We start from the raw sequence: 20,095 nt of genomic DNA, 5'->3' as shown, positions 1-20,095 counted from the left end.
GCTGCGTAGACAAGGAAAAACAGGGCGAGCATGGACAGCAAACAGTCACCTATTCTCATCTGGTTCCGGCAGGATCTGCGCCTGTCGGACCATCCGGCGCTAAGCGCCGCGGTACGGTCTGGGCGGCCGATCATACCGGTGTTCATTCGCGATTCACTGGTGGCGGGCCTAGGGGCGGCGCCCAAATGGCGGCTGGGTCAGGGGCTGGCGGCCCTGGAGCGAAACCTTGAACACAAGGGCAGCAAGCTTGTCCTGCGCAGCGGGGCCCCACTGGACGCGCTGAAGGCTCTCATTGGCGAGACGGGCGCGCGCGAGGTCTATTGGTCTCGGGCCTATGACCCGGACGCGATCGCGCGGGACACGGGTATCAAATCGGCGCTGACGGAATTGGGCCTGACCGCAAAATCCTTTCCGGGGCACCTTCTGTTCGAGCCGTGGACAGTGGCCACCAAGACCGGGAAGCCCTTTCGGGTATTCACACCGATGTGGCGCGCGGTGGCGCAGCGGGACGTCCCCTCGCCGGATCCGGCCCCCGAGCGGCTGGCTGCGCCGTCAGACTGGCCCGCGTCCGAACAGCTGGACGATTGGGGCCTCGGGCACGCCATGCGGCGGGGCGCCGGGATCGTCGGGCAGCATGTACAGGCCGGAGAGACAGCCGCCGAGGCGCGGCTTGACGCCTTCATGGAGCGGCTGGACGCTTATCCGGCGCAGCGCGACGCTTTGGCGGATGACGGAACATCGCACCTGTCCGAATACCTTGCGCTGGGCGAAATCGGCCCCCGAACGGTCTGGCACAGGGTGAAGGGCGCGGCCCTGATCGGCTCGACCGGCGCTGACGCCTTTCTGCGGCAACTGGTCTGGCGCGAGTTCGCCTATCACCTGATGTACCACACGCCGCATCTGCTGACGCGGAACTGGAGACCGGAATGGGACGGCTTTCCCTGGAACGAGGACATCGAGACGCCCGAGGTTCGGGCCTGGATGACTGCGCGCACGGGCATACCGATCGTCGATGCCGGGCTGCGCGAGATGTATGTGACAGGGCGGATGCACAACCGGGCGCGGATGATTGTGGCAAGTTATCTGACCAAGCACCTGATGACGCATTGGAAAATCGGGATGGACTGGTTTGCCGACTGCCTGGTCGATTGGGATGCCGCCTCGAACGCGATGGGCTGGCAATGGGTGGCGGGTTCAGGGCCGGACGCCGCGCCCTTCTTCCGTATTTTCAACCCGCAGTCCCAGGCCGAGAAGTTCGACCCAAAAGGCGCCTATGTGCGGCGTTGGGTGGCCGAGGGTCAGAGCGCCCCGCCGGAGACCGCCCTGTCATATTTCGAAGCCATTCCCCGGTCGTGGAACCTGAGTCCCAACGACGCCTATCCGCGGCCGGTCGTCGATCTGAAGGTCGGCCGCGAACGCGCGTTGGCCGCGTATGAAGGCCAAAAAAACCAGTAAGGAACTGAAAACTTGCCAGAAACGCTTTCGCGACCTAGCCTGACCCGAATACCGCAAAGGGGAGCGCGGATGATCTTGACCACCACCGAGGGGCAGAAAAACCTGCCCAGATATTTTGCCCAAGTCTTCAAGATGCTCGGAAAGATGGAGTCCGGCCGGCTGGATATCAGCTTGCCCGACGGGCGCGTGTTTCGCAGCGAAGGCGCCAAACCCGGACCGGTTGCGCGAGTGGACATTCATGACCCCGACGTGTTCGCGCGCCTGATCCGAGAAGGCGAGCTTGGCTTTTCCGACGCCTACTTGGAAGGCGGGTGGAGCACGCCCGATCTGCGCTCCTTCATGGATCTGGTGCATTTGGGCACCGAGACGGTCTACGACGATTTCACCGGTAAGTTTCTGGTGCAGGCCTATGAGAAGCTGCGGTTCTGGCTGCAGCGCAATCACCGGAAACAGGCCCGCAAGAATATTTCGTACCATTATGATCTGGGCAATGATTTCTACGCCGCCTGGCTGGACGAAACGATGACCTATTCCAGCGCCCTGTTCGAGACCGGGCAGGAAAGTCTGGAAAAGGCGCAGATCGCGAAATATGCCAGCATGGTCGATGAGATGGGTGTAAAGCCAGGGGACCATGTGCTTGAGATCGGATGCGGCTGGGGCGGGTTCGCTGAATACGCCGCAAAGGAGCGCGGCCTGCGCGTGACGGGGTTAACGATCAGTCAGGAGCAGTTGAAGTACGCACGTCAACGTATTGAAAAAGCAGGGTTGTCAGACCGGGTAGAGCTCAAGCTGCAGGACTATCGCGACGAACGTGGGCAATATGACGGCATCGCTTCGATCGAGATGTTCGAGGCCGTCGGGCAGAAATACTGGCCCGTCTATTTCGAAACCGTGCGCGAGCGGCTGAAGCCGGGAGCTCAGGCGACCTTGCAGATCATCACTGTCGCCGACCGGCGCTGGGAGGTTTACAAAAACGGGGTGGATTTCATCCAGAAATATATCTTTCCGGGCGGCATGCTGCCGTCGCCGACGGTTCTGCGCGCGCAGATCGCTCAGGCGGGCCTGCAGGTTGTGCGATCGAAGGAATTCGGGCCGAGCTATGACCTGACGCTGCGCCGTTGGTACGACACGTTCAACGAAAAATGGGACCAGATCGCGGCCATGGGCTTTGATGAGCGTTTCCGCCGCATGTGGAATTATTATTTGACGGCCTGCGGCGCGGCCTTTGACACCGGCAATTGCGATGTGACACAGATCACAATAGCAAAACCGAACTAAAGCACGGAAAAGACAAATGCCCACCGCCTCACGCCTGGTTGCCGCGATCTGCCTTGTGGTCGTGGCCTTTCTGGTATCCGGAATGATCATGGACAACGGAGAGGAGGGCAAGGATTATGGCTATTTCACCTATGTCAACGTCATACTCGGGTTTCTGTGCGGCTGGGTGATCATGGGCAAGCGCGCCGGTCACGGGTGGACGGCCGCGATCAACAACGGGCTGACCGGGGTGGTTTCGCTGGTTTTCTGGGGGCTTTTCGTGCAAGGCACCTACGAGATGTTTCGTCTGGCGATGCGCCACCGGTATGACGGCCCGTTCGAAGCGCTGCTTGCGATTTTCCAGCTGGGTGTCGAGTTTGGGCAAGAGCTGATCTATCCGGAAATCATTGCAACCCTGGCCTTCGGGGCCATCCTGTCGGGGCTGTTCACCGAAGAAGCGTCGCGTCGGTGGAACTGAGCTCTGGTTGAAGGTCCTGACAACATGACAGATCTGTTTTTCTACGGCACGCTGCGCCACTTGCCGCTGCTCGAACGTGTGCTGGGCCGGTCCGGGGATGCGCTGGCGGTTCGGCCGGCCCGCCTGATCGACCACGCCGTGCGTTGCGCAGAAGGGCAGCCCTTTCCGATGATCGTGCCCGAAGCTGGACAAGCGGCCGAGGGGCTGCTTGTGCAAGGTCTGCAGGCGTTGGACTTGGACCGGCTGGCCTTCTACGAGGGCGGGTTTGAGTTCGATCTGCGCGATTGCAAGGTGCAGTGCGACGATGGCACGCTGGTGCCGGCCCAGGTGTTCTTTCCTGACGCCGGCCGGTGGACACCGGGTGCGCCATGGTCGCTGGACCAGTGGATTGCCCGATGGGGACCCATGACCCTGCTGGCCGCTGACGAGGTCATGAGCTGGTACGGCCGGATCGATGCCGTCGACATCGCCGAAAGCTTTCCGGCCATCCGAACCCGGGCCTGGGCCCGGCTCGCGGCCCGGAAACGCCGTACCGGAGATCCGCGCGACATTCGCAAGGACGTGATCGTTCACCGGCACCACCGGGCCTACGTCAACTATTTCGGTGTCGACGAGATCGACCTTCAGCATCGCCGCCATGACGGCACGATGGGGCCGGTTCTGAACCGCAGCGCCTTGATGCAGGGCGGTGCCGTGGTCGTCCTGCCATATGATCCGGTCCGCGACTGCGTTCTGCTGGTCGAACAGTTCCGCCCGCCCGTCTATCTGATCGACGACCCCGAGCCATGGGTCTGGGAACCGGTGGCCGGCATGATCGACCCCGGTGAGACGCCTGAACAGACGGCGCTGCGGGAAACGGTGGAGGAGGCGGGGGTGTCGCCGTATCGGCTGGAATACGCCGGCGGGGCCTATTCCTCGACCGGGTCGTCGACCGAATTCGTCCATCTGTATGTCGGCCTGTGCGATCTGACCGATCCGGCGGCCAATGGCGGTGTGACGGCCGAGGGCGAGGACATCCGCAGCCGGATCCTGCCATATGACGCGTTCATCGGCCAGGTCGACCGCCACGGCTTCAAGGACATGCCGTTGTTGGTGGTGGCGCATTGGCTGGCGCGCCATAGGGATCGGTTGCGCGGCTGAGCATCGCCGCTTGTCGTCGGAGCCGGGCACCTGTATGCCTGCAATGATGCCAAATGACATGAGGGCGCCATGCGCATAGCACGAGATCTTGCCGACGCAGTTGGAAAAACCCCGTTGATCCGCCTCCGCCGGGTCAGCGAGGAAACCGGATGTGAAATTCTGGGCAAGGCCGAGTTCATGAATCCCGGTCAGTCGGTCAAGGACCGGGCCGCGCTGTACATCATTCGCGATGCCATCGCCCGTGGCGAGCTGAAACCAGGGGGAACCATCGTCGAAGGCACGGCCGGAAACACCGGGATCGGGCTGGCGTTGGTGGGGGCGTCGATGGGGTTCAAGACGGTGATCGTGATCCCCGAAACACAGTCGGAAGAAAAGAAGGACATGTTGCGCCTTGCCGGCGCGCAACTGGTCCAGGTGCCGGCTGCTCCGTACCGGAACCCCAACAACTTTGTCCACTATTCGCGCCGCCTGGCAGAGAAACTGGCCAAGACCGAACCCAATGGCGCGATTTGGGCCAACCAGTTCGACAACGTAGCCAACCGTCAGGCCCATGTGGAAACCACCGGCCCCGAGATCTGGGAGCAGACCGAAGGCAAGGTCGACGGGTTCATCTGTGCCGTGGGCTCGGGCGGAACGCTGGCCGGCGTGGCCGAGGCGCTGCAGCCCAAGGGTGTGACCATCGGGTTGGCCGATCCGCTGGGCGCGGGGCTATATTCCTATTACACGACCGGCGAAATCGCGATGGAGGGCAGCTCGATCGCGGAAGGGATCGGGCAGGTGCGCATCACCAAGAATCTGGAAGGGTTCAATCCGGACCATGCCTACCAGATCAGCGATACCGAGGCGCTGCCCTATGTCTTCAACCTTCTTCGCGAAGAGGGGTTGGTGATGGGCGGCTCGACCGCGATCAACATCGCCGGCGCGGTCCGGCTGGCCCGCGAAATGGGGCCTGGGCACACGATCGTCACGGTCTTGTGCGACTATGGCACGCGCTATCAGTCCAAACTGTTCAACCCCGAATTCCTGCGGGAAAAAGAGCTGCCCGTCCCCGAGTGGATGACCGAGGCGCCCCGCAGCATCCCCGGCGTGTTCGAAGACGTCTGATGGTCAGGCACCTGCAACATCTGCTGGCACTTGCCTTTGTGCTTGTGCTGAGTCTGGTCGGCGGTGCATCTGCCCAGCTGAGTGACACGCAGAGTGAGTATTACAAGAAATGGCTTAGCACAGCCGAGCGCGCTGAAAACGTCATTGAGGCGCGCCGTGCTTCGAATGTCGCATTCGAAAATTTGAGAGCAGAAATAAATGCTTACAGGGAGGACTTCAATTGGGCACGGACGGCAAACACCGATCGGTTGAAAACACTCGAAGCACAGCTTAATGCGCTTGGGCCGGCGCCCGAGGATGGCTCGGAGGAACCAGAGCAGATAGCTCAGCTGCGGTCCCACTTGGAAAGTCAGATCAACAAGCTGAAGATCCCGCGGATCATCAGCGAGGAAGCCTTCAGTCGCGCCAATGGATTGATCAGCGAAATTGACGGGATCATTCGAGAGCGGCAGCGTACGCAGCTTTTGACGCGTGGGCCGTCGCCGCTCAATCCCGCGTACTGGGTACCTGCCTGGGAGGCGGTCAGCGAGGCCGGGCACAGCCTGGTCAACGAAACCAAGGCGAACCTTCGGTCAGCAGTCGTTCGTGAAAGAATGCGCAATGATGCTCCAGCCATCCTGACGCTGGTCATTTTGGCGCTGGTACTGCTGCTGTTTGGGCGTCGCTGGTCAGAGAGGGCCGGCGATTATCTGCGGCGCTTTGGCGGTGCGGGGCGTGGCGTGTGGACCTTCATCGTTTCGCTGTTTCGGATCATCTTCCCGTGGATGGGGGTCGTTTTTCTCATTCAGGCCGTGTCGATGACCGGCGTTCCGGGGTTTCGCGGCGCTTTGCTGATCCAGGAAGTTCCCTATTGGGCCGCGATCATTCTGTTCTACGACTGGATCGGACGTCAGATACTTTCGATGAGCGAGGCCGATGGTGCCTTGGCCCTGCCGGAAGGCAAGGTTGCTGAACTGCGGCTTTACATCGACCTGTTAGCCGTGATGCTGATTTTGCACGAACTGGCGCAGTTGTTCGGTCGGATCGAAAACATCTCCGACGCGACCCGCGCGGTGGTCAACTTTCCCATCATTCTGATTACCGGTCTGCTATTACTGCGGGCTCGGCATATCCGTGGTGGCGGTGATGGTCGAGATTCCGATGAAAAGACTTCGGAGCGGGGCCGGGGATTTGCGCAGATCGTCGAGCTTCTTCGGCGTCTCATGTTTTTGTTGGGGGCCACCGGACCATTGCTTGCTGCGCTGGGTTATACCAACGCGGCCGTTGCGGTTGTCTTCCCGGCGGTCAAGACGCTTATTCTGATTGCGGCCCTGGTGATCTTCCAGCGTTTCGTGACATCGCTATATGGCTGGCTGACCGGCCAGCAGGACGGGGCGAGCGACTCGCTGTTCTCTGTTCTAGTCGGGTTCGTTCTGGCTGTTCTGGCGCTGCCAGTCCTGGCGCTGTACTGGGGCGCGCGGGAGACCGACCTTATCGAGGTCTGGTCGCGGATCATGCTGGGCTTCGACATTGGTGGCGTGACAATCTCGCCGTCCAATTTCCTGACTTTCGTGGCCGTCTTCGTGATCGGCTACATGCTGACCCGCCTCTTGCAAGGCACGTTGCGCGGATCGCTTCTGCCGAAGACCGGGCTCGACGCTGGAGGGCAGGCCGCTGTCGTGGCCGGAACGGGCTATGTCGGTATTTTCGTGGCGGCGTTGGTCGCCATTGTGGTCGCAGGCTTTGACATGTCTTCGTTGGCGATCGTGGCCGGGGCGTTGTCGGTCGGTATCGGTTTCGGCCTGCAGACCATCGTGTCGAACTTCGTGTCCGGGATCATTCTGTTGATCGAGCGCCCGATCTCGCAGGGCGACTGGATCGACGTGAACGGCATGACCGGATACGTCCGCGATATTTCGGTCCGCTCGACCCGGATCGAGACCTTTGATCGGACCGATGTCATCATCCCCAACTCGGACCTGATCAGCGGGGTGGTCACGAACTATACCCGCGGCAACACCATCGGGCGGGTCATCGTTCCGGTCGGAGTGGCCTATGGCACGGATACCGCCAAGGTCGAGAAGATCCTGCGCGAGGTGGCAAACCAGCATCCGATGGTCCTGTCGCACCCGACGCCCAACATCTACTTTGTCGGGTTCGGGGCAGACTCGCTTGATTTCGAGATCCGCGCGATCATCCGCGATGTGAATTGGGTGGTGGCGGTCAAGTCCGAAATGAACCACGAAATCAATCGCAGATTCGCCGAGGAGGGGATCGAAATTCCCTTTGCCCAACGGGATGTCTGGTTGCGCAATCCCGAGACATTGGTCGGAGCGCCTGGGGTTGGTGTCAATGCGCCCGAAGTCGAGTGCGAGCCGAGTCAAGGAAAGGCTTCGCCGGATGGATTGTCAGACGGTGCCCACAAGTCCGAGGGAGACGTCAAAACCTGAAGGCTCGGTGTCCGGGCCCACAGAATGGGTTGTGTTGTTCATCAACAACGTCGGAAATTTTTGGTCCGGCTGAGATGCATGTGATTTGCGTTCAATCGGGCCTTGCAAATCCTGATTCATTGGTCCAAATATCCTCGGCACGGAGAGGTGGCCGAGTGGTCGAAGGCGCACGCCTGGAAAGTGTGTAGGCGGGAAACCGTCTCCAGGGTTCGAATCCCTGTCTCTCCGCCACTATTTCTCTTCATCCATCTGATATTATTGTGATATTGGCGGGCTAATTTCTATTCGTCCCCCAATTCCCCCACCCCCGAAAGCAGGCCATGCCAAGTTGTGTAAAGACAAAGCTTGGCTGCCAATACATTCCCTTGCCGGACAGTACGACTCTAGATTTTCCGGCCCTGAGCCGACCCCCGAAGTGGGGTCTCGATGCTGCGACAAGACCCGCCTAACTAATAGTCTGCGGACAAAGCAACATTTGGCAAACTCGGTCAATAGCGTTGATACCCAAGGGGGCGTTGGCACGGAATGCCTGTTCTGAGCCGAACCTAGAGGTTTTTGCGTGACGCTTGAATGTCAGATTGCGTCGCAGGCCGCTGTTGTAAATTTGAGAAATCTATTTTGCTACCGTTTCACGGGCCGGGGAGAAGAAGGCATCGCTCTATGCGATAGCGAAGTGTCGTCAGCTGGAGGTCTTCGCAGAATCGGCTTCTCAGCACAGATTTTCTCATGCTCCCAGAGTGCAGCGCGTCGTTTTTGCTCGTGCGACTTTACGATCGACGCCAATGGTGTATTCGAATCGTATGAGAATATTCCCGTGCATTGCGGATATAAACTGCACCCCCAGAAGAGTTGTTCTTTTTTGTTCTTCCGTAGAGCCATCTTCCTACCACACTTTTTGCAGTCAGGATGCGCGGAAATGAAATCTGAGCAAAACTTCTTGTCTTTTTCCCAACCATTGGGAAGACATTTGGTCAGGCCTCCTTCCCGCTCCAAATCGTTGTGTGCGAGTTGGCGAACGTATTCCTTTTGCATCTCTGTTGGAATATTGCTGGAGTTGCCTCTGTGAGAACATAGAACTGAGGCTTCTGCCGAATGCCGTAGCCGGTCATCAAGCATGTTCCAAAGTGGTGTATCCACGAAGTCGGGAATTTGCCCTCCACAATATTTGCAATCTAAACACTTGTAGACATAAACAGATTCAAAGTCTGGTTCGTTTCTCCGCGGACAGGCATTGACGTAGAATTTAGGAGTCAATTTACGCGGAACCATGTCGTTGAGCCGTGAGGCTTCAGCTCTCAATCTCTTCGTGAATTCTTTTTCCAATCTCTCCCGAGTCTCCGTCCGCCCAGTGACCAGCCACTTGCGTGGTGCCTGTAACTTTATTAGCCGTGTTAGTTCATTTGGTGAGACGTGGCGATCTGCGTCCGAGAGGTCAATCTCTATGGCGCCAATTCCCATTCTTCGCATTCGTTCCCGTTTCGGTTGATCAACCTCATGCGTGACACGAATTTCAATGAACAACTGGACGCCGTTCAACTCCAGAACCGCATCAGGCCGAAACCCCTGGTGTACCCAGTCTTGTGGCTCGATGCGGACATTGGACTCCGATGCAATACGTTCAGGAAAGGAATGCGTCATTAGTTCGTTCAGTTTCGCGATGGGCCCGTTTGCCAACTCGTTTGGGGCGGGCCAGCCTGCCTTGCGAATGATTTCTTCCGGAATGAGAATTTTCCCCTTCAGGTCTTTTAGGGCTTGTTTTGCGGCTAAATGTAGTGCGGTTTCGCCAGCGCTCTCGCAGTTCACTTTTGATGCATGGGCGAAGTGCCATACCCGATGCTTGCCCTGACGCGCGATCAGGGGTGACTTGCAGGCAGGGCATAGACATCCGCAATCCGAGCCGTTCCGCACGTCGCTGACATGAACCAAACGACCATCCGTTTCGCGTATACCCCATCCCGGACGATTTTCGTGAGTTGCGGACAATGGTTAGCCCCTCTTGAGGTGTAGCTGAACTACTTCCATTGTAAGTATGCAAACTCCTGAATTCCAAGCTTTTGCCAAGGTGCTGGGCATAAAACGGAGCGATATTGCCTTCTGCAAGCAAACCCCTGAACGCTGGACGAGCGGCAGGTATTGACGGTAAGGGCTAGGTCGTACGTCCAGCAGGAAGGGAACCCCAGTGCATACGCCTGACCACTCGGTGGCCGACAGCATCTATTACATCAACCTTGATCGCGTACCGGAACGCCGTGCCTTCATGGAGGCCGAGTTCGCGCGGGCCGGGTTGGCCGGGGCGCACCGTCTCAGCGCGACTGATGCCAGCCAGCCGGGGGCGCTGAATTCCGCGCGCTATGTGCCCGGCAGCGGCAGCCGGTGGGGGCTCAAGCTGAGTGAGATCGGGTGCTTCGAAAGCCACCGAAGGATATGGCAAATCGGAGCCGACAGAGGGCTGCCGGCCGTGGTCGCATTTGAGGATGATGTCCAACTGTCCGATGTGACGGCCGATGTCCTTCAATCTCTGGTCCTGAACGCCGACAAATTCGACTACGTCAAGCTCGACTATTGGCCGCGCGTGCGCCGATTCGGCCCCAGCAGGGACATTGGTGGCGTGGCGGTGCGCGAGATATTGGAGATGGTTGCCAGTGCGGCGGCATATGTCGTGTCGCAGCAAGGATGCCGCAAACTGCTGGAATGGTCTGAAGAATACTCGGACCATCTGGATGACTTTCTGACCATTCCGCGCCCGGATTGGGCCATGTATCAATGTTTTCCAGCCGTGTGTGTCCAGGCGGTTCAGTCGCAGTTGGACACTCAGACCGTCATCAAGACTAGCGAACGCGAGCAGGACGTTCGCATCAACAGCGGGCTGGACAAGGGGCCGACCTGGTTCCGGGTGGCGCGCGAGCTGAAGGCTGCGGGCCGCAAGCTGTACTGGCGGGCAGGCGGACAGTCCCGGCTTTTGAAGCGGGGCGGCTATGTCGGTCTGGTTCCCTGCGCGGATGATCTTGAGGTCTGAACTCTTAAGGCCGGTTCGGGTCGAGTCTCTTGTAAATCGCTGGTTTTGTGTGCTCAAAAACAGTGAATAGCTCAAAATAATTCGCAATACTCTCGGGATGAGATTACACTGCGAGGATGTTTGAGTTGGTATGAGGTCGCGCCGTGGTTCAGACGATTTTTGAAAAATACGGCGGATTCAAAACGATAAGCCGGATCGTGATGTCGTTTTATGAAATGGCATTGGAGTCCGACGAGATCGGCGACTATTTCGAAGACATCGACATGCCGCGCCTGATCGACCACCAGACCAAGTTCGTGTCTTCGTTGGTCGGAGGCCCGGCCTCGTTCAGCGATGACCGGATCGAGGCGGTTCACCGCCACCTGGGTATCAGTCATTCGGATTTCGACGCGATGGCCGCCTTGTTCGCGCAGGCCCTGTCGATGCACGGCATGTCGGATGAAGACGTGGAGGCCGCCCTTGCCGCCATCGAGGGCAAGCGGGGGATCATCGTCGCCCGCAACGCGGCATGAGCATCCAAGCCATCAACGAACAATTGCTGCGGGCCATCGGAGTCGGCGTTGCGGTATTGCGGGCTTCGGATCTGACCTTCATCTTCCACAACGGGCCTTTTGCCGAATGGTTCGGAACGCCGGCCGCCGATCAGACCTTGCTGGACCTGCTGCCTGATCTGGACGGGCGCGAACTGGATGACGTCAAGCAATCAGGGCTGCGCTATTCGGCCGAGCTGAAAATCAAGCGCAACCGCCGGACGCTGATTTTCGCCGTCTCGGTGTCGCTGGCCAACGGGATGGACGAGCAGATTCTAGTGGTCGAATGCCAGAATATCACTCGGATCCGCGAACTTGAAAGTATGATCGACAGCTACTCGACCATGGTCGAGCGCAACACGCGCGAATTGGAGCGCGAAAAGGAGCGGGTCGAGCGGTTGCTGCTGAACCTGATGCCGCGATCCGTCTACGAGGAGTTCAAGACCTTCGGGGTGGTGACACCACAACTGTTCGATCAGGTTTCGGTTGTGATGCTGGACTTTGTCGGGTTCACCGATTTTGCGGCCCGGACCGACCCCACGGTCACGTTGAGCGAACTGAACGACATCTTCACCGCCTTCGACCGGATCGTCGAGCAATTCGGCTGCGAGCGGATCAAGACGATCGGCGATGCCTACCTGGCGGTGTCGGGAATGCCGGATGCAACGCCCGATCACGCGACGGCGGTGGCGCATTGCGCGGTGCGGTTTCTGCGATATCTCGACCGGCGCAATGAAAGCCATCCGCATAAATGGCAGGCGCGCATAGGCCTGGGCATTGGTCCGGCGGTGGGGTCGGTCGTGGGGGTGCAGAAATACGTCTATGATGTTTTCGGGCCGGCTGTGAACATCGCATCGCGGCTTCAGGTTTTTGCCAACCCGATGAACATTGTCGCGCCGGAAGAGATGAAATACGCCCTGATCGACGAATTCCAGATCGCCGATCTCGGGGCGGTCGAAATCAAGGGCATGGGGCGGATGGATCTGATCAATGTCAGTTCGCGGCTGAACGTATCCCGGTCCGGCCGGATGCCGTGATCATTCGTCCGGCGGCACCAGCCCTAGACCGCGCAGATAGATGCCAATCCCGGTTTCCAGAAGGTCCTCGGGCGGGAAGGGCGAGGACGCGCCCGTGTTGCGGGCATAGAGTTCGACCACGCCGTGGCTCATGGCCCAGATATGCGCGCTGAACATCGAGGCGGGTGGGCGTTTCTCGGGTGGGATGTGTTGTGACAGGTCGGCTGCTGCCTGTTCAAGCACGGATTTCGCACGGTTTGCGGCCATCGACAGCTCGGGCGTGCGGTTCAGGGATATGCCGCTTTCGAACATCGCGATGTAGTGACCGGGATGCTTGCGGGCAAAGGCCAGATAGGCCCGGCCGGTCGCCTCGAACGCGGCAAGCGCCGACGGCTGCCCCTTGTCATAGGCGTGTTGCATCAGGTCGGCGAACATCTCGAAGCCCTGGCGCGCGGCCTCGGCGATCAGGTCTTCGCGCCCGTGATAGTGGCGATAGACAGCGGCCGGCGTCACCCCGGCGGTCTTGGCGGCCTCGGACAGGGTAAAGCCGGTCGGGCCCTTTTCCTCGATCAGGGACAGGGCCGCCTCGATCAGCGCCTGCTTGAGGTTCCCGTGGTGATAGCCGCGCTTGGTCATACCGGCCTCGAATGCCTGTGTTTCTTTTGTCTTTTGCCTAACGGGTATATGGTGTCGATCGGCAGGAATCCACCGCTGCGGCATGGCCGCGCGGGTCGTCATGCATCCCAGATGTCCGGGCCTCCGCAGATCAGGGGATCGGGGGTGCCGACGGTGTCGAGATCTTTTTCGTCATGGTCCAACCCCGCCAGAACCGTTCGGATCGCGGCCAGCCGGGCGCGCTTTTTGTCGTCCGCGCGGATGATGGTCCAGGGGCAGTGGTTGAAATGCGATCGGGTCAGAGTTTCGTGGATGGATTGGGTGTAGTCCTCCCACTTGCCAAGGCCGGCGATGTCGATGGGGCTGAGCTTCCAGTATTTCAGCGGGTCGTTTTCGCGGTCCAGAAAGCGCCTGAGTTGTTCGGCCCGACCAACGTTCAGCCAGAACTTGAACAGGCGGATGCCGTCGTTGACCAGACCTTCCTCCAACCCCGGAAGCTGTCTAAAGAAGCGCTCTCGATCGTCCGGGGTGCAAAAGCCAAAGACGTTTTCGACCACGCCGCGGTTGTACCAGCTGCGGTCAAAAAAAACGAGCTCTCCGGCCGAGGGCAGGTGCGGAATGTAGCGCTGGAAATACCACTGGCTGCGTTCGGCATCCGACGGTTTGCTGAGCGCCACGACCCTTGCGCCGCGCGGATTGAGATTTTCGCGGAACCGTTTGATGGTTCCTCCTTTGCCCGCGGCGTCGCGCCCTTCGAAGATGATGGCGACACGTTGACCGGTTTCCTTGACCCAGGCCTGCAGCTTGACCAGTTCAATCTGCAGCGCGTCCATCTGCCGGTCATAGTCCTTACGCTTCATCTTTTGTCGGTAGGGGTAGGTTGGAGACAGGATGTCGCCGCGGCCAGCATTCTCGATCGCGTCGCGGACATCTTTGGGTGCGGACTTGCGGTAATAGTCGTTGATTGCCCCTTTTTGGGTTCCGGTCATGAAGCGCCTCGTAAAACTGTTCACAGGTCACTATGGCTTGCTGGCCGGGCTAACGCAAACCGGCACGGTGCGCTGCCCGCTCGATGGCTGCGGCCACCTCGGACGCGGCGACGACCTGTGGCATGTGGCCGATGCCCTGCAGTTCGATCAACTCGGCGCCCGGTATCCGATCGCGCAGGCGCCGCGAGTGCCAGTCCAGCCCCACGGTGGTATCGGCAGTGCCGTGGACGATCTCGGTCGGGGCCGAAATTTCAGGATAGCGCGGTTCGAGTCTCGTGACTTCATCCAGCAAGTTGGCGCGCTGTTTGGCATTGGCGTGCATGGATGCGCGGCGCAATGTCAGACCGGGACCGAAATGCTGGGCATAGCCTGCAGGCGTCTTTTGCGGGGAAAACACGGTACCCAGCGCTTTTTCGACATACCAGTCCGGCACGAAAGCGGTAATCAAAGGCAAGAGCACTGCGCTGCCCCAGGCCGTCGATGAGACGCCATTGAACGAATCCAGCGGGGTTTCCCATGGCACCGCTGCCGGGGCGATCAGGACCAGAGCCAAAATATCTTCCGGTCGCGTCACCGCCCAGGCAAGGGCGACCGAACCGCCATAGCTTTGCCCCGCGACGATGGGTTTGTCAGCCCCCAACCGGGCCGCGGCCCTTTGCAGGATGTCCGCCTGTTCGACGATGGTTTCGCCGGCAGGATTGAAGCTTTGCGAATATCCAAGGCCGGGTCGGTCGAACACGATGACACGAAAAGACCTGGCCAGTATCGGTGCCAGCGCAAAGGTCATGTCGCGGGTGTTGCCGCTGGAGCCATGTATCAGCACGACGTCAGGCCCCTGACCCATGACCACCGCATGGACGGCGATACCGTCGATGTCCAGGATTTGCCCCTCGGGCGGGAAGTCCGCCAGGGCTCGGGATTCCCGCTGGGCCGCAAGCCAGAGGGTCACGGCCGCCAGCGTTGCCGCGGCCGCGGTGAACAGTATCAGCGCCTTAACGGCCAATTTCGTTCATGTCGAACGGGGTGGTCTGGTAAATCTCGTTGATCCAGTTCCCGTACAGAAGATGCGCGTGGCTGCGCCAGCGGTTCTGCGGAGTCCGGCTGGGATCGTCGTCGGGGTAATAGTTGATCGGAACGTTGATCGGCGTGCCGTTGGCGACGTCGCGGTCATATTCCTGTTTCAGTGTGTCGCTGTCGTATTCGAAATGGTTGAAGATATACAGAGCCCTGTGTGCGGGGTCCTCGACCAGGCAGGGGCCGACCTCGTCACTGCCCAACAGGGTGGTCAGGCCGGGGGCGGCGTCGATCTCGCCCTGTCGCACCTCGGTCCAGCGGCTGACGGGGATCACGCAGTCATCCGAGAAGCCGCGCAGAAACGGCGAGGCAGGCGCAAGGTTGCGATGCCGGAAACAGCCGAAAGCCTTGGCCGGAAGCATATGCTTTCGGACCCCGTGGAAGTGGTAGATCATCGCCATCCCGCCCCAGCAGACGCCAAATGTGGAATGCACGTTGGTCTGGGTCCAGTCGAACACTTCAGTCAGTTCATCCCAATAGGTCACGTCGGAGAAATCCAGATGTTCGATCGGGGCGCCGGTGATGATCAGCCCGTCGAATTTCTGGTCCTTGACCTCCTGGAAAGGGCGATAGAACTCTTCCATGTGCTCGGCGGCGGTGTTCTTGGTCTGATGTTCGGTCATCCGGATCAGCGACAGTTCGATCTGAAGCGGGGTTGCCCCGATCAGCCGCGCGAACTGGTTTTCCGTCTGGATCTTCTTCGGCATCAGGTTCAGCAGCCCGATCTTCAGCGGCCGGATGTCCTGCCGCATGGCCTGATCCTCGGCCATGACCATGACGCCTTCGTTGGTCAGGACGTCAAAGGCGGGCAGGTCAGAGGGGATCTTGATGGGCATGGCTCAAACTTCTGGTTGGTCCGGTGAGAGGCTCTAGTTAGGACGCGGCCCGGCGGGCCTCAAGGGTGCGTTCGATCAACTCGTCGAAATCACCGGCATCGCGTACCTGTCCGATCTGGTCGGCAGTGACGGTCACGCCCCAGTTTTCCGCCATCGCCCGATACCGCGGTTGGCGATGCGCAAGCGCCTGGGCATAGGTCCAGCGGATGAAGTCATCGGGGTTCACGTCAGCCTCGGCGCAGCCGTGCCGATCCAGGTAGTCCTGCCAGACGCGCGTCAGGAATTCGGCCTGGTAGGACATGGGCTTGGGGGCCTTGTCAAAGCGACGGATCAATTCGGCGGTGTGGTCGTCATCGCCCTTGATCCAGATCATCAGCGTATGGTGCGACAGTTCCGACAGCACGCGATCCGCCGGGTCATCGGGATCGACCCATTCACAGATCGACCCGCCCGTATCGCAGATGAAATGCGGATAACCGTACAACCGCTGCGCGCGGTCGATGAAATATTCGGTGTCCAGCAGGGCGTGGATCTCGGCCAGCCGGAATTGTTCCTGCCGGCGCCGGTATTCAGGCATGGGCAGGCCGCCCAGGTCCGGGTTTCCGGGCTTGCCCAGATAGGCGGACACGGGGGTCAGATTCTCGAACGAGATATTCGAGCCGATATAGATGGAATCGGTCAGCAGCAGATCGCGCAGAAACGGCACCTTCATCGCCTCGGCCTTGGCGTTGTCGGTGATGTATTCTCCCATATAGCGTGTACCGATCCGGTAATCGATCGAGTAATGAAACCAATCGCCGGATTCGCGCAGGATATTCGAGACATAGGTCTTGCCCAGCCCCGACATCCCGAAAAACAGCACCTTCTTTCGTGCAGCCTCGCGCCATTCCCGTGCCGAGCCGTAGATCATGTTCCGCCGTCCCTTGTTTTGCCCTAGCTAGAACGCAGGGCGCGCGGCGTCAATCGCGCCGCCCGGATCGACTGAGGATCGTCAAGCCTAAGGCAAGAACGCCGAACCCCAGATAGGCGTTGGGCGGAAGGGCCTCGTTTCGGACCAGGGCGCCAAGCGTGATCGCCACCGGAGGGATGATGAGCGTCACCAGCAACAGATTGCCGCTGCCCGCCGCCGCGAGGATGCGGTAATACAGCAAATAGGCGCCGGCCGTTGCCACCACGGCGAAATAGCCGATGGCCAGCCACGTCTCGGCGGGCAGGAACAGGACGGGCGGGCCGTCAACGACCATCATGACTGGCAGCATGAAAACCGTAGAGGCGGTCAACATACCAGCAGCCGAGACTTGCGGCGGCAACTCGGACAGGTGAAGCCGCGCCCAGACCGCTGCCATCGCATAGGATGCCGCGCCGGCCAGAATCGCCAGTTGCCCCATGCTCTGCAGGTCAAAGCGCAGCAGACTGCCGATGCCAATCGTGATGGAGACGCCGGCGAATCCGAGGATCACCCCGATCAGGCGGGTCGCCGAAAGCCTTTCGTCGGGAAAGAACATCGCGGCGGCCAGAACTCCGAAGATGGCCGTGGCTGCGTTCAGAATTGAGGTCAGGCCGGTATCCACATGAAGCTGGCCCCAGGCCATCAGGGTGAAGGGTAGGGCATTGTTCAGCAGCCCCATGACCAGGAATGCGCGCCAGACCCGCCAGCTGGTCGGCACGGGCAGCCGCTGGATCAGGACTACGGCCCAAAGAGCCAGCGCCGCCCAGAAAACCCGGTGAAACACGGCGGTGATCACCGGAACCGAATCCAGAGCGATTCGAATCGCAAGGAAGGACCCGCCCCAGATCAGGCCCAGCAGCAAGAGTTCGGCCCCGGAGCTGGGTGAGAGTGTTTTTTGTCGTGTCATACCGGCATTTTCCACACCAGAGCCGGGCAAACGACCCGGATCATGCGAAAAACCCCGCCACTTGGGCGGGGTTCATGTTTTCAACCATTTGGCGGTCTTCAGTTCAGCGCATAGGTGATCTGGAAGCCGACACTCCAGGCGCTGTTGCCTTCGAATGTGGCGCGCGCACCGGGGCCCGCGCCGTCGGCGATCGCATCACCCAGATCCGTATAGCGGACCCCGGCCGATATCTTGGCCTTCTCTATCGAGTAGGTGCCGCCCAAGCCGATGCTCCAGAACCCGTCGGTCGGGCCGAGGTTGGATACAGGCTCGTCAGTGGACGATTCATACCCAAGCGTCACGGCGCCCGAGAACTGCTCGTTGAACTGGTAGCCCAAGCCAAGCGAATAGGTCCAGGTCGGGTCGTCATAGTCGACCAGTGGGTTCGCCGGCGGGTAGTTCGGCGGGTCATACACCGTCTGCGGCCAGTCCGCCCAGCGGACAGAACCAAACAGCAGGGTCTTTGGTGCAACACCGGTCTGGAAGTCCAGGTTGACCGACTGTGGCGAAACCACTTCGCTGGTGCTGTTTAGGCTTGCGACCGTGCCGGGCGGGATCGGCGGAACCGGGATCGGGTTCAACGACTCCGTTTGCGACAGATCATGCGAGATCTTCGAGTTGTAGGTCAGTGCGACACGCGCGGCGATTTCGGGTTTCTCCCACGCCACGCCGACCACGTAACCCAGTGCGGTATCGGCATCTGCGTCAACTTCGTATCCGGCTGCGGCCGGAACCGCGACATTGGCACTAAGGCGTTGAATCCGCAGGCCACCGATTGCACTGAATCCGCCGTCGAACTTGTACCGCAACAGAGCGGTGATCGCATCGGTATCCGCCTTCGCCCGTAGAACGTCGGTCCGGCCACCCGGGATCGGGTTCTGCGACAACGGATAACTAGCGCCATACGAGACATCCGCGGCAAACGGTTCGTCGTAGATCAACGCGAAGTCCAACCTTTCGTTGACCGCACGCTTATATGCAAGATGGGGCGTGAAGAAGTTGTTGGCCACCTCTCCCGAGTCCACCCCGAGCATCGTTCCGGTCACGCTGGGCGACGTGTAACCCAAGCGGAACTGGACCACCGATCCTTCTTCGAAGATGACGTTGATGCCTTGACCACTCCGGTCGATACCGCCTGCATGTACGGCTGTCGCTCCGACGCAAAGCGCGCACGCTTGTAGCAGCGCTTTTTTCATGTGTTCCTCCCTTTTCACTATCCGGTGCCACGTCACTTTTGTGGTGAGTGTTTGTGGCGATGAATTCGATGAACCCTATTCACGCGGAGTTTAAAAAAACGTCAACCTATGACCGAACGTTAGTTGTTTTGTGTACCCCGATGTCGTGTTGCAGAATTGCTACGGCCTTCGGCTCGAACGTTTAGGAAAATACCGCCGAAAATCACGGCAGCTCCCAGCAGTGTCCAATGGTTGAGCGGTTCGCGATACAACAGCATCCCCACAACCGCGATCGTCGGCAGACGTGCAAAGTCAAACGGGATCACTACGGTGGCGGGTGCGATGGCCAGCGCGTTGGTGATGCAGAAATGCGCCAACAGCCCCGCCAGCCCGACCAGCAGCAGGAAGGGCGCTGTTTGCAGGGTCGGCGCCGCGATCTGCCCGTCGATACCCGATGCAGCAAGCCCCATGACCGCCTGCATGCTGGTCAACCAGAAGACGATGCAGCCAATGCTGGCAAACTGTGTCAGCTTTTTGGTCGAAATCGTTGTCAACGCAAAGAAAACCGCCGAGGCTGTCGCGGCCATCACTCCCGGCGAAATCGAGGTGGCGCCGGGGCGGGTCACGATCAGTACTCCGACAAACCCGATCACAGCCGACAGCGCGCGTGTCGGGGTCAGGCGCTCGCCCAGCAACAGGGGCGACAGCAGAATGACCCAGATCGGCTGCGTGAATTCCAGCGCGAAAACCTGCGCTAGAGGAATGACACTGACCGCGTAGAACCACAGGTTCTGGCCCGCGAAATGCACCGTGTTACGAACAAGATGCAGCCCGAACCGCCGGGTCGAAACTTGATGCCATTTTTGGGTCAGCGTCAGAATGGTGGCGACCACGATCACACCGACGACGCTGCGGTACATCATGATCTCGAACGTATCGTGGACGGCGCTCAGCTCGCGCCCCGCAACGGCCATAGAGGAAAACGACGCGATGGCGCCGGTCATCCACAGTGCCGTTTTGACCATCGTCCTTGCGTTCTCATTCATTCCGAATCCCTGCGCTATCGCCGGAGAAGCGAACCAGACA

The 20,095-nt window shown here is 59.9% G+C and carries 18 protein-coding genes and 1 tRNA gene; 10 read left to right on the top strand and 9 right to left on the bottom strand.

From position 1 onward, the window contains the following. Positions 1-30: 30 nt before the first annotated feature. The 7 genes from AC2FM3_RS09095 (at position 31) to AC2FM3_RS09065 (ending at position 8,094) form a co-directional block, all read left to right on the top strand. On the top strand, positions 31-1,455 hold the full coding sequence (locus AC2FM3_RS09095; RefSeq protein WP_496680841.1) for a cryptochrome/photolyase family protein: 1,425 nt from the start codon (positions 31-33) through the stop codon (positions 1,453-1,455). Between the two features lie 69 nt (positions 1,456-1,524). Next, a complete protein-coding gene (locus AC2FM3_RS09090; RefSeq protein ID WP_496680838.1) occupies positions 1,525-2,733 on the top strand; it encodes a class I SAM-dependent methyltransferase in 1,209 nt (402 codons plus the stop codon). Between the two features lie 70 nt (positions 2,734-2,803). Next, on the top strand, positions 2,804-3,190 hold the full coding sequence (locus tag AC2FM3_RS09085; protein ID WP_496680919.1) for a TrgA family protein: 387 nt from the start codon (positions 2,804-2,806) through the stop codon (positions 3,188-3,190). A gap of 24 nt (positions 3,191-3,214) precedes the next feature. After that, the gene (locus AC2FM3_RS09080) at positions 3,215-4,330 is read left to right on the top strand and encodes an NUDIX domain-containing protein (protein ID WP_496680836.1); all 1,116 of its coding nucleotides are present in this window, start codon (positions 3,215-3,217) and stop codon (positions 4,328-4,330) included. A gap of 69 nt (positions 4,331-4,399) precedes the next feature. Beyond that, the gene (locus AC2FM3_RS09075; RefSeq protein WP_496680834.1) at positions 4,400-5,434 is read left to right on the top strand and encodes a cysteine synthase A; all 1,035 of its coding nucleotides are present in this window, start codon (positions 4,400-4,402) and stop codon (positions 5,432-5,434) included. Continuing rightward, on the top strand, positions 5,434-7,863 hold the full coding sequence (locus tag AC2FM3_RS09070) for a DUF3772 domain-containing protein (protein ID WP_496680918.1): 2,430 nt from the start codon (positions 5,434-5,436) through the stop codon (positions 7,861-7,863). The genes AC2FM3_RS09075 and AC2FM3_RS09070 overlap by 1 nt, the downstream gene beginning before the upstream one ends. A 141-nt stretch (positions 7,864-8,004) precedes the next feature. After that, positions 8,005-8,094, top strand: a tRNA-Ser gene (locus tag AC2FM3_RS09065). Between the two features lie 390 nt (positions 8,095-8,484). On the opposite strand, the gene AC2FM3_RS09060 is transcribed toward AC2FM3_RS09065, so the two are convergent. Continuing rightward, on the bottom strand, positions 8,485-9,846 hold the full coding sequence (locus AC2FM3_RS09060; RefSeq protein WP_496680833.1) for a competence protein CoiA family protein: 1,362 nt from the start codon (positions 9,844-9,846) through the stop codon (positions 8,485-8,487). A 196-nt stretch (positions 9,847-10,042) separates the two neighbouring features. Between AC2FM3_RS09060 and AC2FM3_RS09055 the strand changes: the two genes are divergently transcribed. From AC2FM3_RS09055 to AC2FM3_RS09045, 3 genes are all read left to right on the top strand, one after another. Next, complete coding sequence (locus AC2FM3_RS09055) at positions 10,043-10,879, top strand: glycosyltransferase family 25 protein (protein ID WP_496680831.1); 837 nt, start codon at positions 10,043-10,045, stop codon at positions 10,877-10,879. Positions 10,880-11,022: 143 nt separating this feature from the next. Further along, positions 11,023-11,391, top strand: a complete 369-nt coding sequence (locus tag AC2FM3_RS09050; RefSeq protein ID WP_496680829.1) for a group I truncated hemoglobin — start codon at positions 11,023-11,025, stop codon at positions 11,389-11,391. Continuing rightward, complete coding sequence (locus AC2FM3_RS09045) at positions 11,388-12,446, top strand: adenylate/guanylate cyclase domain-containing protein (RefSeq protein ID WP_496680827.1); 1,059 nt, start codon at positions 11,388-11,390, stop codon at positions 12,444-12,446. Before AC2FM3_RS09050 ends, AC2FM3_RS09045 begins: the two co-directional genes overlap by 4 nt. On the opposite strand, the gene AC2FM3_RS09040 is transcribed toward AC2FM3_RS09045, so the two are convergent. From AC2FM3_RS09040 to AC2FM3_RS09005, 8 genes are all read right to left on the bottom strand, one after another. Next, the gene (locus tag AC2FM3_RS09040; RefSeq protein WP_496680826.1) at positions 12,447-13,061 is read right to left on the bottom strand and encodes a TetR/AcrR family transcriptional regulator; all 615 of its coding nucleotides are present in this window, start codon (positions 13,059-13,061) and stop codon (positions 12,447-12,449) included. A gap of 98 nt (positions 13,062-13,159) precedes the next feature. Continuing rightward, positions 13,160-14,029: a polyphosphate kinase 2 gene (gene ppk2 / locus AC2FM3_RS09035; RefSeq protein WP_496680823.1), complete on the bottom strand. Its 870-nt coding sequence runs from the start codon at positions 14,027-14,029 to the stop codon at positions 13,160-13,162. A 49-nt stretch (positions 14,030-14,078) separates the two neighbouring features. Further along, the gene (locus AC2FM3_RS09030) at positions 14,079-15,032 is read right to left on the bottom strand and encodes an alpha/beta fold hydrolase (RefSeq protein ID WP_496680821.1); all 954 of its coding nucleotides are present in this window, start codon (positions 15,030-15,032) and stop codon (positions 14,079-14,081) included. Then, on the bottom strand, positions 15,022-15,939 hold the full coding sequence (metA, locus tag AC2FM3_RS09025) for a homoserine O-acetyltransferase MetA (RefSeq protein WP_496680818.1): 918 nt from the start codon (positions 15,937-15,939) through the stop codon (positions 15,022-15,024). The genes AC2FM3_RS09030 and metA overlap by 11 nt, the downstream gene beginning before the upstream one ends. A gap of 37 nt (positions 15,940-15,976) precedes the next feature. After that, a complete protein-coding gene (locus AC2FM3_RS09020; RefSeq protein WP_496680816.1) occupies positions 15,977-16,849 on the bottom strand; it encodes an ATPase in 873 nt (290 codons plus the stop codon). A 49-nt stretch (positions 16,850-16,898) separates the two neighbouring features. After that, a complete protein-coding gene (locus AC2FM3_RS09015; RefSeq protein WP_496680814.1) occupies positions 16,899-17,795 on the bottom strand; it encodes a DMT family transporter in 897 nt (298 codons plus the stop codon). A 98-nt stretch (positions 17,796-17,893) separates the two neighbouring features. Further along, positions 17,894-19,030, bottom strand: a complete 1,137-nt coding sequence (locus AC2FM3_RS09010; protein WP_496680811.1) for an OmpP1/FadL family transporter — start codon at positions 19,028-19,030, stop codon at positions 17,894-17,896. Between the two features lie 119 nt (positions 19,031-19,149). Further along, positions 19,150-20,034 (bottom strand): DMT family transporter, encoded by an 885-nt coding sequence (locus tag AC2FM3_RS09005; RefSeq protein ID WP_496680809.1) that lies wholly within the window; start codon positions 20,032-20,034, stop codon positions 19,150-19,152. Positions 20,035-20,095 lie beyond the last annotated feature (61 nt).

The sequence above is a fragment of the Ruegeria sp. BHSB172 genome (assembly GCF_059613165.1).
The sequence above is the reverse complement of the archived record's forward strand: the minus strand, read 5'-3'. Positions and strand labels throughout refer to the sequence as shown.